This is a genomic window from Clostridium swellfunianum (assembly GCF_023656515.1).
GTDB classification, from domain to species: Bacteria; Bacillota; Clostridia; order Clostridiales; family Clostridiaceae; genus Clostridium_AT; species Clostridium_AT swellfunianum.
On sequence record NZ_JAMOFV010000006.1, the window covers coordinates 3,919,449 to 3,933,589 of the forward strand.

At 31.8% G+C, this 14,141-nt stretch carries 19 protein-coding genes; 1 reads left to right on the forward strand and 18 read right to left on the reverse strand.

Annotated elements, in window-relative coordinates; translation table 11 throughout:
* Positions 1 to 2: 2 nt before the first annotated feature.
* From spoIIIAD to dapF, 17 genes are all read right to left on the reverse strand, one after another.
* The gene (gene spoIIIAD / locus NBE98_RS18570) at positions 3 to 389 is read right to left on the reverse strand and encodes a stage III sporulation protein AD (protein ID WP_250816500.1); all 387 of its coding nucleotides are present in this window, start codon (positions 387 to 389) and stop codon (positions 3 to 5) included.
* 9 nt (positions 390 to 398) lie between these two features.
* Positions 399 to 596 carry a stage III sporulation protein AC gene (spoIIIAC, locus tag NBE98_RS18575; RefSeq protein WP_250816501.1) on the reverse strand — a complete coding sequence of 66 codons (198 nt, stop codon included), beginning with the start codon at positions 594 to 596 and terminating at the stop codon, positions 399 to 401.
* An 11-nt stretch (positions 597 to 607) separates the two neighbouring features.
* Positions 608 to 1,120, reverse strand: coding sequence for a stage III sporulation protein SpoIIIAB (spoIIIAB, locus tag NBE98_RS18580; RefSeq protein ID WP_250816502.1), 513 nt, complete (start codon positions 1,118 to 1,120; stop codon positions 608 to 610).
* 1 nt (position 1,121) lies between these two features.
* A complete protein-coding gene (gene spoIIIAA, locus NBE98_RS18585; protein ID WP_250816503.1) occupies positions 1,122 to 2,042 on the reverse strand; it encodes a stage III sporulation protein AA in 921 nt (306 codons plus the stop codon).
* 125 nt (positions 2,043 to 2,167) lie between these two features.
* A complete protein-coding gene (locus tag NBE98_RS18590; RefSeq protein WP_250816504.1) occupies positions 2,168 to 2,563 on the reverse strand; it encodes a CD1247 N-terminal domain-containing protein in 396 nt (131 codons plus the stop codon).
* Positions 2,564 to 2,662: 99 nt separating this feature from the next.
* Positions 2,663 to 3,220, reverse strand: coding sequence for an elongation factor P (gene efp / locus NBE98_RS18595; RefSeq protein ID WP_250816505.1), 558 nt, complete (start codon positions 3,218 to 3,220; stop codon positions 2,663 to 2,665).
* A gap of 220 nt (positions 3,221 to 3,440) precedes the next feature.
* A complete protein-coding gene (locus tag NBE98_RS18600; protein ID WP_250816506.1) occupies positions 3,441 to 3,764 on the reverse strand; it encodes a hypothetical protein in 324 nt (107 codons plus the stop codon).
* Between the two features lie 99 nt (positions 3,765 to 3,863).
* The gene (locus NBE98_RS18605; RefSeq protein WP_250816507.1) at positions 3,864 to 4,325 is read right to left on the reverse strand and encodes a hypothetical protein; all 462 of its coding nucleotides are present in this window, start codon (positions 4,323 to 4,325) and stop codon (positions 3,864 to 3,866) included.
* A 16-nt stretch (positions 4,326 to 4,341) separates the two neighbouring features.
* Complete coding sequence (locus tag NBE98_RS18610) at positions 4,342 to 5,088, reverse strand: hypothetical protein (RefSeq protein WP_250816508.1); 747 nt, start codon at positions 5,086 to 5,088, stop codon at positions 4,342 to 4,344.
* Positions 5,089 to 5,547, reverse strand: coding sequence for a hypothetical protein (locus NBE98_RS18615; protein ID WP_250816509.1), 459 nt, complete (start codon positions 5,545 to 5,547; stop codon positions 5,089 to 5,091).
* A complete protein-coding gene (locus NBE98_RS18620) occupies positions 5,520 to 5,963 on the reverse strand; it encodes a prepilin-type N-terminal cleavage/methylation domain-containing protein (RefSeq protein ID WP_250816510.1) in 444 nt (147 codons plus the stop codon). The genes NBE98_RS18615 and NBE98_RS18620 overlap by 28 nt, the downstream gene beginning before the upstream one ends.
* Entirely contained in the window at positions 5,960 to 6,403 is a 444-nt protein-coding gene (locus NBE98_RS18625; protein WP_250816511.1) for a type IV pilus modification PilV family protein, read from the reverse strand. Before NBE98_RS18625 ends, NBE98_RS18620 begins: the two co-directional genes overlap by 4 nt.
* Positions 6,387 to 6,821, reverse strand: a complete 435-nt coding sequence (locus NBE98_RS18630; RefSeq protein WP_250816512.1) for a type II secretion system protein — start codon at positions 6,819 to 6,821, stop codon at positions 6,387 to 6,389. Before NBE98_RS18630 ends, NBE98_RS18625 begins: the two co-directional genes overlap by 17 nt.
* 35 nt (positions 6,822 to 6,856) lie before the next feature.
* Entirely contained in the window at positions 6,857 to 7,231 is a 375-nt protein-coding gene (locus tag NBE98_RS18635; RefSeq protein WP_250816513.1) for a prepilin-type N-terminal cleavage/methylation domain-containing protein, read from the reverse strand.
* 16 nt (positions 7,232 to 7,247) lie between these two features.
* Positions 7,248 to 8,444 (reverse strand): type II secretion system F family protein, encoded by a 1,197-nt coding sequence (locus tag NBE98_RS18640; RefSeq protein WP_250816514.1) that lies wholly within the window; start codon positions 8,442 to 8,444, stop codon positions 7,248 to 7,250.
* A 22-nt stretch (positions 8,445 to 8,466) separates the two neighbouring features.
* Positions 8,467 to 9,999, reverse strand: a complete 1,533-nt coding sequence (locus NBE98_RS18645; protein ID WP_250816515.1) for a GspE/PulE family protein — start codon at positions 9,997 to 9,999, stop codon at positions 8,467 to 8,469.
* 181 nt (positions 10,000 to 10,180) lie between these two features.
* The gene (gene dapF, locus NBE98_RS18650; protein WP_250816516.1) at positions 10,181 to 10,999 is read right to left on the reverse strand and encodes a diaminopimelate epimerase; all 819 of its coding nucleotides are present in this window, start codon (positions 10,997 to 10,999) and stop codon (positions 10,181 to 10,183) included.
* Between the two features lie 169 nt (positions 11,000 to 11,168).
* Here dapF and NBE98_RS18655 point away from each other — a divergent pair, with 169 nt between their 5' ends.
* Entirely contained in the window at positions 11,169 to 12,902 is a 1,734-nt protein-coding gene (locus NBE98_RS18655) for an Rqc2 family fibronectin-binding protein (RefSeq protein WP_250816517.1), read from the forward strand.
* A gap of 8 nt (positions 12,903 to 12,910) precedes the next feature.
* Here NBE98_RS18655 and NBE98_RS18660 read toward each other — a convergent pair whose 3' ends face one another.
* Complete coding sequence (locus NBE98_RS18660) at positions 12,911 to 14,053, reverse strand: THUMP domain-containing class I SAM-dependent RNA methyltransferase (RefSeq protein ID WP_250816518.1); 1,143 nt, start codon at positions 14,051 to 14,053, stop codon at positions 12,911 to 12,913.
* Positions 14,054 to 14,141 lie beyond the last annotated feature (88 nt).

Consider the following 14,141-nt stretch of genomic DNA (forward strand, 5'->3'; position numbering starts at 1 on the left):
CTCTACATTATCTTTAGAATAGATTGCAGCACAGCCATCAGTATTGGTATAGATAAAACCAATATCAAAATCTTGCCTGCAAATTCAACATGCTTGGCTATACTTCCTTCCCCTGCATCCCTGCAGATTTCAGCACAAAAGGTAGCCAAATAGGCAATTCCTAGTATTTTAAAAATAGTATTTAAATAAACGAAGTCTATATTTGCCTTAAGAGCCAACTGCTGCAAAAGCTGCAAAACTGCTGTAATCTTACTTATCATAAACAAGAATATTAACATACCTACTACAGTGCTTACCTGCACAGCTAGTACACTTTTTCCGCTATTATGCAGAAGAAAAACTATGGATAAGGCTATGAAAGCAAATGCAACTATTTTAACTATCTCCATAGAAACCTCCTACAACGTAAACATGGTTCTTACGCTTCCAAACAGCTTGCTTATCAAGCCTATAACTGTTATAAGAACTATAACTATCCCTGCTAAATTTGTTATCATTGCAATTTCATCTTTACCTGAGGCCTTAAGAATTTTATCAAGTATCATTAGTACAATTCCAAATGCTCCTATTTTAAACAGCAATCCTATGTCTAACATTTTGTCACCCCCTATATCAAAACAATGACTATCATTGCACCTAAGCTAAAGCCTAAGTAACGATACATTTTTACGTTTTTATTTACTGCTTCTTCTGCAAGGCTTATTCTTTTTTTAAGGTTGTTTTTAGCAAGAGAAAACATTTTTTTATGCCCTTCTACATCAGATTCTCCTAAAGATTTTGATAAATCCATTAGAATATTCATGTCTTCTTTGCTAATATTTGTCTCACACAAATCAATACATTTTTTAAACGCCTCATAAACACTTTCAACCTCATTGTTGTAAAGAAACTCTGAAGCCTTTTTAAAAATCAAGCTCATAGGTGCATCACACTTTTGTGAAACATTGCGGAGAGCCTCCGGAAGAGGAGTATAGGTATACTCAATCTCATTTTGAAGTTGATTTACAGCTCTCTCAAGCTCATTTAACTGTCTTACTCTTTTCTTAAAATTTTCTGCATAGGCAAAGCCTCCAAAGGTTGAAGCTGCTAATATTAATAAGCACCCTAATGTTTTAATCATTCTAGTTCCTCCAAAGCTTGTCTTTTTTATCGAAATCGTAAATATATTCTATTGTTCCAGCTCCATTTCTAGAACTAAGTACAATGGCTCTCTTAAAAACTTGATTCTCAACTATTTCTTTAAATACCGCCCTATTGTATAAATCCTCTATTCCATATCCATGAATGGTAGTAATGAGACTTACACCAGAATTAAGCGCCATTAATATGCTTTCCATATCCTTATGAGTACCAATTTCATCACATACAATTATCTCCGGAGACATACTTCTGATAGCCATCATAATGCCTTCAGCCTTAGGACAATTATCCAAAACATCAGTTCTTATACCTACATTCATCTGAGGAATTGCATTAAAACAAGCACTTATTTCGCTTCTCTCATCAATAATGCATAACTTCTTACCCTTAAGCTTCAATTGTGGCATTCCATCGGAAAGGTTTCGAGCTATATCCCTGAGTAAAGTTGTTTTCCCACATCTTGGAGGAGATATGACAATTGTGTTTAACGTATCGCTCTCTCTTAAGATAAATGGAATAATCTTGTTTGAGCATCCTTCAATCTCTTTGCTTATTCTTATATTTAATGAACCGAAGCTTTTAATAGTCTTAATTTTATTATCTTCTATAACGCAGCTTCCGCATAAGCCTACTCTATGTCCACCTTTAATAGTAAGGTAGCCCTGTTTAATCTCTTCCTCATAGGCATAAATAGAGTAATTGCTTATATGCTGTAGAATAAGCTTGATGTCCTGAATAGATGCCTTATAGTTTGATACTACTTCTTCATTTCCTACTTGAAACATCAAAGGCTTGTTCACTTTTAGCCTGAGCTCTTGAAGTTTTTCAACGCCTTTTAAACTAATAACTTCATTTCTAATGTGCTGTGGTAGTATTTCTAAGATTTCTTTAGTGTTTTCCATATTTTATCCTCCTCTCATATATAATTCCTATTTTACTTTAGGCAAAAATATTCCATGAAAATTTAAAATCTAAATAAAAAAATAAAAGGCCTATGAAGTTTAAAACCTCATAAGCCTTTATCAAATTACTCGCAGCAATCTTCAAGTGGTATTTCCTGATGACAACTTGGGCAAGCTATTTCCTCATTAGAATCGCAAATATCAGTATCTATATAAACTGTTTCTTTACAATGTGGACATTCAATATTTATATAGTTGCCATAATCGTCTTCATCACAATCACAATCTTCATCCTCATCATAATATAAGTCTTCTTCTAAGCTGCTTAAATCTTCGTCAATGGCATCTACGTAATCTTCCATTTCCTCTTGATTGTCTTTTAGAAGCTGAATTTCCTGAGCCATTTCCTTAAGTATGCTTGTCATTTCTAAAATCACTTTACCTTCTTTTGTGCTGTTATCAATGCCAAGTCCTTCAATTAAACCATTTAAATAGGAAACTCTTGAGAATATTGAATCCATAAAACCACACCCTTCTATATTTAAAATAATAAATAAGCAGTATAAAACTATTTATTTTATACTGCATCCTTATCTTGATAAGCTATTTTATATTATAGACTAAACTCTCTCCATATATTCACCAGTTCTGGTATCTATTCTTATCATTTCACCTTCATTAACGAAAAGTGGAACCATAACTGTTGCACCAGTTTCAACTGTAGCTGGCTTTCCTGTATTAGTTGCTGTGTTTCCTTTTGCTCCTGGCTCAGTGTATGTTATAAGAAGCTCAACAAAGTTAGGAGCTTCAACAGAAAAAGCTTCTCCCTTGTAAAATTTAATTACAGCAAACATGTTCTCCTTTAAAAACTTTATTGCATCTTCAACCTTATCGTAGTTTAAAGGAATTTGATCGAAAGTTTCTGGATCCATGAAGTAGTAAAGTTCTCCATCAGAATAAAGATATTGCATTTCCTTTCTTTCAATAACAGCTTCTTGAAGTTTGTCAGTTGGGTTGAAAGTTCTGTCAGTAACTCCGCCTTGTATAACGTTTCTTAGCTTAGTTCTAACGAAAGCTGCTCCTTTTCCTGGCTTAACATGTAAAAATTCGATTACTGTGAAAACTTGTCCATCTAATTCAAAAGTAGTTCCTTTTCTTATATCTCCTGCTGATATCATTAAATATCCCTCCAAAAACTTTTAATTCATTTATATTATAACCCTTTCAGGTAAATTAATACCAACACCCTAACATGAGAAATTATAATATGTATACATAGAATATTAAAATAAAATTCATGAACTTAAACAACTTTTTAACGTCGTGACCAATGATATTTTATCAAAACTTGTGATTATTTGCAAACATTATTATTTATTTCTTTGAAATCTTTCAGCATTATATATTTTTCATAAATAGTGCTGTTAAATTAATATCTTTATCGCTTTCTGAAGCATTTTGAACTTCAATTTTTTCTATAGTTACAAAGAAATTTTCTCTTTTCATTCTATCCAAGGTACTGTAAAGACTTTCTAACGAGCCATGATATTTCATATCTATACTTACAAGACCACTCCTATCTAATGAACTTTTAAACTCTAAAAGCTCAATATTTTGATCTAGACTCAAAAGCTTTAGTATATCGCTGTAGCCATATTTTTTATTTTCTGCATTTTTAACGTTATAAATAACATTGCTGCTCACAGTGTCCAGTGCTTTCATACTCTTATATAAATTAAAATCAATATGTGATAGAAACGTACATAATACTAAAAATAGTACAAGTAGCAACCTATATAAATTAATGCTCTCTTTCATGTTTTACATTACCTCAAAAGAAATTTTAAACTCTAAACTTCCGTTGTTATCTGTGAGTGTAGATAGATATAAGATTTTATACTTATATTTACTTTCAATTAAATCTATGATTTCATAATACTGATTCTTATCTTCTATCTTAATTTCAAGTTCAAGCCTGTCTTCAGTGATTGATAGTTTTTTGTAGGGTATACTTTTTTCTATAACAGATAGGAAGGTATTTAAAGTCTCTATAGCTTTTAAATCTTTTATTTTTCCTGCATTAAGGCTCGGTAACTTACCTCCAATATGAATACTCCCATTTTTTGAGTTATAAGCTTTATTCTTGTTAGAGAAAAATGTGTATAAAATAAATAAAACCAAACAGCATATCCAAAGCAGCAGCACAATAGTTTTATAGAACTTTATTTTCTCACTTCTACGCCTATCTTCAAAGCTTTGTGGTAAGAAGTTTAAGTTTCCCACAAATTCCAGCTCCTCTTCAAGCTAAATCTTTCACTAGTTTTCTAGCATTTATTCTGCCAAGATTAATCATATTAATTTTCTCTAATTTACATTTATAGACCTCTTCTTCACTAAAGTTAGCCATATATACTGTATTAATTTCCGTTTCATAAAGCATATGGCAACTTTCCATAAAGTTATTTAGGTGATTTTTTGCATTGTTATCAATTGGTGCACATTTATGAATAACACAATTGAATAATTTATTCTCAACAACATATAAAAGATACAGCTTTTCTCTATGTACAAACATAAATATATAGTTTTTATCTTTAAGCTTAGCTTTAAAGCAATTTAAAAAGCAAAATTGTATTAGATAAACTCCTCTGAGTTTAACATTATTGTTCATATATCTTAGCGCTAAGTTAATTCTTCTCTTATCAATACAGAATACTAATATATCCTGCTTGTTGTTGTATTCCTTAAAAACAGAATATCTAAATACTATACTATCTAGGTCCTTAAAATAATAAAGAAGCTCATTTTTTATTAAGTCATTAAGAACTTTCTTTTTTACCTTTGGAAGAGTTATAGTCTTGATATTTATATCCACTCCGTCTAAAACAAATACTGCTCTTTTGATTTTTAAACTAGCTTTCGCATCATCAAGCAGTTCTACATAATAATTTGTACCTTCAGAATTTGTTAACCGCCCTTTTAATCCTGAAACATGCTTTATGACGAAATCATCATGTATCTCGATTATCGTACTGTCTCTGAACATTTATTGTACCCTGCCTTCTATATACTTAGTACTGATGTATTCATATATCAGTTTATCAGAAATAATCTTATAATCGTATAAGTCCTGTCTGATAAATTCTGAATCATAATAGGTTTGTAGGACAATCTTATCTAGAATAAGGTCATATTTTATACAAGCCTTACCCTCACCGTATACTATTTTAAAGCCACTTGCTTTCAAATACTGTCTGACACTATCCAAACTCAAGCTGCTTATTGATGAGTTTATGCCATTAGTAAGATAGGTGAATCCGCATTCCTTATATTCATCAACCTTATTGATTTTTAGAATAGAATTTTTAAGACTGTTAGTAGTCCTTGCCCTTCTTATTTCTAAGGTAAAGGAATATGCAGCCAAAATTATGCACAAAGAGCATACAAAAATAACATATAATGCGATATAACCTTTAGCTATGCTTTTGTTTTTATACTTATACATTTTTCATAACTTTCACCATTTATTCTACTGATTGATACATAAATTAAATTGTCTTTGTGGTATACCTGAAAATTGCTGACCTCTGTCAATATATTGTTAGGTACGTGAGCCACATTATTATCAAAATCAATGATAACTACCTTGGTGCTATCCTTGAGCTTTACTAGCTTTTTAATAGAAGAGTCTTCATAGTAAAGTTCAATAGTATTATTTTCTATGTTAACGGACTTTGCTTCCTTTATCTTATTCTCGATAAACAAGATTGCTTCCATAGAATAAAAAAAGTCTCTGGATTCTTTTGTTTTTTTTACATACAAAGAATTACTAGTTAAAAGCATAGATGTCATAACAACTGCTATAATACCTGCAGCTCCTATGGATATTATAAGCTCAATTATTGTAAACCCTTTTTTCATAAGTAATTACCTTTATAAAATGTACAATTTATGATTTCTTCCTTGCTTTTTAAATTCAAGTGCAGTTCAAGATTGATCTTTAGTACCTCTCCTGGAATAACATTTAAAACTATGTATGTATCGTTTTCGTTAATATTAGCATTAAATATTTGAGTTATATTTTTAGACTTTATCATATCTAACTTTAACTGTTCTTTATTAATATACTTTTTATTATTGTTTATTAAATTCATTACATCACTATAGGTAGAATTATTAACAATTTCTTCTTTGATTGCCTCTAAAGCAAATAGATACCTAATCCTATCTTTGTTTTGATTGCTCAACCTTATATTGTTTAGTTGAAGAGTCAAAATATATGCGCCTAGAATGCACATGATGCTTATTGAACATATTACTTCAATCAGTGAGATTCCTGATGTTTTATTTAATTTCCGCATATCCGGTGCCTACGCTAATAGTTATTTTTTCCTGATTACCTATTTGATTTTTGAAAATTACCTTTCCTGCACTCCCGGTAACCCCGTATTTGTTTATATCAATTTTTGAACCAGCTATATTTACAAAGTCAATAGTTACCCCTTTAGGAAGTTTAACTCCATCGATTCTTCTCATAGAACTATAAAAATTTATTTCATTTCTTACCATATCGAATAAAATATAGCCAGGCTTTTCCTTCTCTCTGCAGTATTGCTTTCCATAGTTTATGAGAGCGATGGTTCTGTCTTCACTGTACATCAGATCTGTTTCTGAATAAAACTTTATATAATTGGACATGTTAATAAAATTAGCTGCTAAAAAGATCAAAATTATTGAGATAACTGCTACTACTTCAATTAAGGAAAAGCCTTTCTTCATTTTATCACCTTTAAAATCTTTTATTGCCATAGTTGCTATGTAACCGTATAACTGTTATCGCTAACATTGATTGTTGCGGTATGTTGTATACTGTCGTTTGTAAAAAGAACAGTTACTACATTATTGGAACTAGTAACCAAATTTACTGTTATTCCAGATAATGTATCAGTAATTATAGAAGAAATATTAGTAGTGTTAATGGTATTTCCTTGCTCTCCATAGCTCCACATAACTGCCGTATGTATTTGCTTAGCAATGTTATTAAGCTTCACTTGTTTAGCTTTTCCTATATACCCAGTAACCTTTGGCATAGCAAAACTAGCTAGTATAACAACTATAGATACAGCAACAATTACTTCAATCAGTGTAAATCCTTTTGAACTACGTGAATAAGCTTTTCTCAAACTCAATTTAATTTCCTCCTTTCTAAATAGCATCCATAAGATTAAACATAGGACTAACTATGCTTATTAAAATTCCGCCAATAAAAATCGACATAAAAATAATAATTATAGGTTCAATAAGCAGAGTTATCTTTTCAACAGTATTAAATAATTCTTCCTCCAAAATTTTTGAAGCCTTAATAAGCATATCTGCTAACGTACCGCTTTCTTCACCAATTCTCACCAAAGAGCATAGCATCGGTGGAAAAACAACAAGGTCATCTAAGCTTCTTGAAAAAGCAATTCCTATGTTGACGTTTTCTATGCATTTCCCAAGTTGTATTTTCAAGAAACTGTAGTTCATATTGCTTTGTGCCATATCTAATGCTTTTACTATTGATATTCCGCTACACAACAAAATCCCAATGCTTCTAGAAAATGTTACAGCAGTAAACTTTTGAGCTAAGCCTTTTGATATGCTTATAGTAAAAATTTTCTTTTGAAGAAAAATACTAATACTTTCAACCCTAACTATATAGAACAATGTAGCAACAAAAAGCATCAACATAACTAGTAGCATAATAGAATTTTCTTTTAAAAAACTGCTTAAGGCTAGAATAGTTTTAGTGCTTTTAGGTAAACTTCCTCCAATATCTCCTATAGTTGCAACAAATGTTGGGATTACATAAATAAATAAAATCTGTATAACTGCAGAACATACCAGCAGTAGTAAGCAAGGATATGATAAAGCTTTTATCACCTTATTTTTTATTACATTTTCTCGACTATAGTAATCTGATAGCCTTTCCATAATATTTTCTAAAGTCCCACTCATTTCTCCGATGCTTGTCATGTTAACCATAAACTTTGGAAAAATTGTTGGGTACTGCGTCATGCTTACAGATAGTTGTGTTCCTCGTTGTATCATTTCTTCAATGTCATTTAAGGCTTTCTTTATCACCTTATTTGATGCTTCTTGACCTAGTATATTAATTGCCTCTCCAATATTAATACCTGCTGAGAGCATTGAAGCAAATTGATGACAAAATAATGAAAGCTCTCTTAAAGATAGCCTCTTCTCCAATAATTTCCCCTTATCTGCATGCAATTTTTTAAAGTATATAATATATAAACCTTTATCTCTAAAGATTCTAACAAGTTCCTCCTTGCTAGAACACCAGCAATTACCCAGAAAAACCTTACCTTCTATATCAATTGCTTTGTATTTGCAAAATATCATTATTAATAATCCCCTAAATAAACTACCAGTTATCATTGGTTAGTCTTATAAATTCCTCATGTGTAGTTACACCCTGCCTAACAAGCTCATATCCATTTTGCTGTATGGTCTTCATGCCTGCTTTTTTATTAAAACTTCGTATATCCATAGCACTCTTCCCCTTATTTATTAACCCTCTTAGCTCAGAATTAACACTCATTACTTCATATACTGCAGTCCTTTGTTTATAACCTGTATGGCCGCAAAAAATACATCCTTTTCCCTTATATAAATGAGCACTTGAATTTATATTTAACCTGGTATTTTCATTTTCAGAAGCTGCATATGAAGTCTTGCAAAAGCTGCATATTTTCCTTACAAGTCTTTGAGCTATGCATGCTATTAAAGAATCCGCTAAAAGATATGGTGGCACCCCCATATCCATTAGCCTTGTAATTGAAGATGCCGCATCGTTTGTATGCAAGGTTGTCAATACCAAATGTCCTGTAATGGCTGCCTGTATTGCAATATGAGCAGTATCAGCATCTCTGATTTCTCCTATCATGATGACATCTGGATCCTGCCTAAGAATGCTCCTTAGGCCGTTAGCAAAGGTTAAGCCAGACTTATAGTTGACATTTATTTGATTTACTCTATCAAAGAATATTTCAACAGGATCTTCTATAGACACAATATTTTTATTGTATCTGTCCAGCTCATTTAACATTGAATATAGAGTCGTTGTCTTACCGCTTCCAGTTGGACCTGTTACAATTATTATTCCATAACCGCTGTTTAAGCTTGACTTTATAACATCAACACTTTCATCTGAAAAACCAAGTGAATTTAAACTTAATAATTTTTCATTTCTATAAAGTATTCTAATTACTATTTTTTCTCCATAGATTGTTGGCAGTGTTGAAATCCTCAAATCCACTTTAATGTTTTTATTATTAAATTTGTATTTACCATCTTGAGGTATTCTCTTCTCTGCTATATCCATTTTAGCTTCTAGTTTAATTCTTCCACATACTGACTGATAAAGACTTATAGGCATTTCAAAAATATCCTGAAGAACACCATCTATTCTATATCTAATTACTGCCAAGGTTTCAAAGGGTTCAATGTGTATATCACTTGCTCTCTTATTTACAGCCTGAACTATCATAGAATTGGATACTCTTACAGCTGGTGAAGTTTCAACAACCATATTGACGCTTTCACTTGACATCCTTTTGTGGATTTCATCCTCTTCCTGTTTCTTAAGCTGTTCTAATATAAGTGTTGTACTTTGCATATCCTCAAAGATATTTATTAAAGAGTATATTTGTTCTTCAGCTGCAGGTACAGCGTATACCTGTCGCCCTATTAAAACACTAATTTTTTCAACAGATATTAAGTCCTCAGGATTTTTCATGGCAATATAAACATAATTTTTATCTGATTCAAGTGGTATAAAAGAATGCTTTCTCATAATATCCACTGTAAGAAATCTAAACTCAGAAACTTTTACACTTATGCTGTTTAAATCTATAAAGCTTTTTTCTGCATTAAAGAGCTTATTGTTTATCTCCATGTCTTCAGCACCTTATAATTTTTTAACTATATAATTCAAAGGTTCTAATACACTAGCAATGTAAGAACTTTATTGAATCATGCATATCTAAGAGTATATCCTTACACACAATTTTTAAACCATTTATTTTGTGTAAAAAAATAAAAAGTATGCAGTTTTTAGCATACTTTTAAAAATAGCTTTATAGATTATATTCACCTGAAAAAACAACTGCTGCTGGACCAGTCATGTATACGCCATCTTTATCTAACTCAATTAACAGACTTCCACCAGGTATCCACACCTTTACTTTTTCACAAACAAAGCCTAGCTTATTAGCAGCAATAACTGCAGCACAACTTCCCGTTCCACAAGCCAAGGTAGGCCCTGCTCCTCTTTCCCAGGTCTTTACTTTAATCTCTTCAGAATTTAAGACCTCGCAAAAGTTTACATTTGTACCTTTCGGAAACATATTATGTTTTTCAATTATCCGGCCTTCCTGCACGTCAAAATCATCAAGCCTTCCTAATATAACTGTGTGAGGCACGCCCATAAGCATTGAAGTTATATAATACTCTTTATCTCCAGCTTTAAGCTTCTCATTTATTATTTCCTCTTCACTTAAGGCTGGAATATGCTTAGCATCAAAAGACGGGCTTCCCATTTTAATTCTTATACCTTCAGCTTTCCCATTTACTATGGTTAAAAAGGCATTTTTTACACCATCGCCTGTTTCAATAAGAATTATTTCCTGTTTAACCAGCCCCATATCATATACATACTTTGCAAAGCATCGTATTCCATTTCCACACATAGCCGCATATGAACCATCAGAATTTATTATGACCATTTGAATGTGAGCCTTTTGGCTTTTTTTAACTATTAAGATACCATCAGCACCTATTCCAAAATGCCTGTCACATAGTGTCTTAGCTAAAGTCTCCTCGTCTTTTATATTATCATTCAAATCTTCTATAACGATAAAATCATTTCCATTGCCGTGCATCTTAGTAAACTTCATGCTATCCTTCCCTTCATCAAAAATAAGTTATAATTTATAATATTGTATCATAAAAACAAATGTGTTTGACACATATTAAGACTAATATAGAAATTTTTGATTTTAATTATTTAAAATGTTATACTAGCTTATAATAAAATAGTATGAGCATATATGAAAGGGTGATTTCATGCCTTTAGATGGTATATACATATATAGTTTAGCAGAAGAATTTAAAAATAAGCTTGTTGGCTGCAGAGTGGATAAGATTTCACAGCCAGAAAAAGATGAACTTATCTTAAGTCTAAGAGGTGATAGAACAAATCTTAAGCTTCTTATAAGTGCTAGTTCAACTTACCCTAAAATACACTTAACAAATATTAATAAGCCTAATCCAGTCAAAGCTCCAATGTTTTGCATGGTCCTTAGAAAATATTTAGGAAATGCTAGGGTTACAGAAATTTCTCAGATTTCTACCGACAGAATTATTGCTATAGATTTTGAAAGCGCAGATGAGCTAGGCTTTTACAGCATCTATTCACTTATAGTTGAAATAATGGGTAGACACAGCAATATAACTCTTGTGAGAAAAAGAGACAATATTGTTATAGATAGCATAAAGCATATGACCCCAGAGATAAATAGCTACAGAAGCTTGTATCCTGGAATAAACTATGTTTACCCACCAGAATCCATTAAACTTAATCCTTTTGATTTCTCTTTCGAGGACTTTAACAGCTATGTAGATTCTAACAATATAAAGTTTGACTATAGCATTTTTTCTAAAATGTTTACAGGAGTAAGCACACAATTTTCAAAATCAATCTCTGAGGCATTAACTATAAATAATATAGAATTAAATTCATTTAATCTTAAAAATATATATTCTTATATTCTTATGTTGTTTGAAAGCTTAAAAAAAGGTGAATTCCATTTTAATGCCTATTATGATGCTTCATCAGTAAAAGACTTTTACTGCAAAGAGCTTTATCAGCTTGAAAATTTAAATAAAAGATCCTACGATTCACCCTCAGCTTTAATTGAAGAATTCTATCATGAGAAAGATAAGACTGACAGGTTAAATGCCAAAAGCTATGATCTTCAAAAAATAGTAAATAACAACATTGATCGCTGCAATAAAAAGCTGGAGATACTAAAAAAGACCTTGAAAGAATGTGAAGAGAAGGACCATTATAGAATATTCGGCGAGCTTCTTACTGCAAATATATATAATATAAAAAAAGGTGATAAATCTGTTAAAACTCTAAATTACTATGAAGTAAATGAAGAGTATATAGAAATAAAACTAGATGAAAACAAATCACCTTCAGAAAATATTCAAGCCTACTTCAAAAAATATAACAAGCTTAAAAAATCTGCAGAAATGGCCGAAATACAAATTAACACTACAGAACAGGAGCTTGATTACCTTCAGTCTGTACTTACAAACATAAAAAATGTTGAAAGTTACGATGAAATTGATGACATAAGAAGAGAACTAACCGAGACTGGTTATATAAGATTTAAAAAGGAAGATAAAAAGAAGAGCAAAACTTCCAAGCCTCATCATTTCTTATCAAGCGATGGTGCTCACATATATGTTGGAAAAAACAATATACAAAATGATTCTTTAACCTTGAAGTTTGCTGATAAGCAGGATATTTGGATGCACACAAAGAATATACCTGGTTCTCACGTTATAATAAAAAATGCAGGCAAGATTTCAGATAAAACCCTGGAAGAAGCAGCAACTCTTGCAGCCTTTTACAGTAAGGGTAAAGACTCAACTAAGGTTCCAGTTGATTATACTGAAGTAAGAAATGTTAAAAAGCCTTCGGGTTCAAAACCAGGCATGGTTATTTATTATACAAACAAAACAATTTATATAGACCCTAAAAAGCTGGAACTTCAAAAAATAGAGTAAACAGGAACTTATTCCTGTTTACTTTTTATTTTAGGAGGATTATTTATGTATTGATAATAGTAGCAAAGCAGTCTTCCGTTATAAAGCTTTCTATTTTTATCTGCTTTTTTACCAAATAGTTTTTGAAAATCGGTATGAGACGTGATAATAAATAAGGACCATGTCTCAAGATTATTATAGATATTCCCTAAGCTTTTATATAACTCTTCAACCTGCTTAATTTCTCCTATTCTTTCACCGTAAGGAGGGTTGCTAATAATGCAGCCATATTTCTTTCTTGACGTAAAATCCTGAGCAGCTTGTCTCTGAAAGCTTATATACTCACTTACTCCAGCCTTATCAGCATTTGCCCTAGCAGTACCCAAAACTCTTCCATCAATATCTGAAGCTAATATTCTAAATTCTTCGCTATTTATCTTACTTCTTGCATAGCTTCTTATTTCTTCCCATATGCTCTTATCCATGTTTGGCCATTGCTCACACACAAAGCTTCTATTTAAGCCCGGTGCTATATTCTTTCCAATTAAAGCTGCTTCGATCGCAATAGTTCCTGATCCACAGAATAAATCTGCAAAAGACCTTGAAGGCTCCCAATTACTCAAAAGCACTAATGCTGCTGCAAGCGTTTCCTTCATAGGCGCTTCACCAGCATATTCCCTATAGCCTCTTTTATGCAACCCTGCGCCAGAGGTATCAACGCTTAAAACAGCTATATCCTTTAATAGTGATATCTCTATTTTATATACTGGTCCATCCTCCTCAAACCAATCAGTTTTATAGGTTTTCTTCATCGACTCTACTACGCCCTTTTTAACTATCGACTGGCAATCTGGAACACTAAACAATGTAGACTTTACAGATTTTCCAACTACGTGCATCTTACCATTTTCAGGTATAAGCTCTCCCCAATTTACAGCTAGTGTGCCTTGAAACAATTCCTCAAAGGTTGTAGCCTTGAACTCAGCCATCTTAATGAATACTCTATCTGCAGTTCTAAGCCAAGTGTTGCATATAGCTATATCGTATTCATCTCCTGAAAAAGTTACTTTTCCGTTATCCACTACTAAATCTTCATAGCCTAACTGCTTAAGTTCTTTAGCAACAATAGACTCTAACCCAAAGGTTGAAGTAGCAATTAAATTATAGTTCATTTGTTTCTCTCCTTCTTTTATGCTACAAATACTATACAATATAATCTCTCAAATAACAACAAGCTATACCTCATATCTTTTCATATCT

Bases quoted from the DNA above. Each gene is read 5' to 3' on its own strand.
- NBE98_RS18630 (WP_250816512.1), bottom strand. From the start codon at position 6,821: ATGAAGAAAGGCTTTTCCTTAATTGAAGTAGTAGCAGTTATCTCAATA.
- spoIIIAC (WP_250816501.1), bottom strand. From the start codon at position 596: ATGTTAGACATAGGATTGCTGTTTAAAATAGGAGCATTTGGAATTGTA.
- NBE98_RS18625 (WP_250816511.1), bottom strand. From the start codon at position 6,403: ATGCGGAAATTAAATAAAACATCAGGAATCTCACTGATTGAAGTAATA.
- NBE98_RS18640 (WP_250816514.1), bottom strand. From the start codon at position 8,444: ATGATATTTTGCAAATACAAAGCAATTGATATAGAAGGTAAGGTTTTT.
- NBE98_RS18620 (WP_250816510.1), bottom strand. From the start codon at position 5,963: ATGAAAAAAGGGTTTACAATAATTGAGCTTATAATATCCATAGGAGCT.
- NBE98_RS18655 (WP_250816517.1), top strand. From the start codon at position 11,169: ATGCCTTTAGATGGTATATACATATATAGTTTAGCAGAAGAATTTAAA.
- efp (WP_250816505.1), bottom strand. From the start codon at position 3,220: ATGATATCAGCAGGAGATATAAGAAAAGGAACTACTTTTGAATTAGAT.
- NBE98_RS18590 (WP_250816504.1), bottom strand. From the start codon at position 2,563: ATGGATTCAATATTCTCAAGAGTTTCCTATTTAAATGGTTTAATTGAA.
- NBE98_RS18610 (WP_250816508.1), bottom strand. From the start codon at position 5,088: ATGTTCAGAGACAGTACGATAATCGAGATACATGATGATTTCGTCATA.
- spoIIIAD (WP_250816500.1), bottom strand. From the start codon at position 389: ATGGAGATAGTTAAAATAGTTGCATTTGCTTTCATAGCCTTATCCATA.
- NBE98_RS18645 (WP_250816515.1), bottom strand. From the start codon at position 9,999: ATGGAGATAAACAATAAGCTCTTTAATGCAGAAAAAAGCTTTATAGAT.
- dapF (WP_250816516.1), bottom strand. From the start codon at position 10,999: ATGAAGTTTACTAAGATGCACGGCAATGGAAATGATTTTATCGTTATA.
- NBE98_RS18660 (WP_250816518.1), bottom strand. From the start codon at position 14,053: ATGAACTATAATTTAATTGCTACTTCAACCTTTGGGTTAGAGTCTATT.
- NBE98_RS18600 (WP_250816506.1), bottom strand. From the start codon at position 3,764: ATGAAAGCACTGGACACTGTGAGCAGCAATGTTATTTATAACGTTAAA.
- spoIIIAA (WP_250816503.1), bottom strand. From the start codon at position 2,042: ATGGAAAACACTAAAGAAATCTTAGAAATACTACCACAGCACATTAGA.
- spoIIIAB (WP_250816502.1), bottom strand. From the start codon at position 1,120: ATGATTAAAACATTAGGGTGCTTATTAATATTAGCAGCTTCAACCTTT.
- NBE98_RS18615 (WP_250816509.1), bottom strand. From the start codon at position 5,547: ATGTATAAGTATAAAAACAAAAGCATAGCTAAAGGTTATATCGCATTA.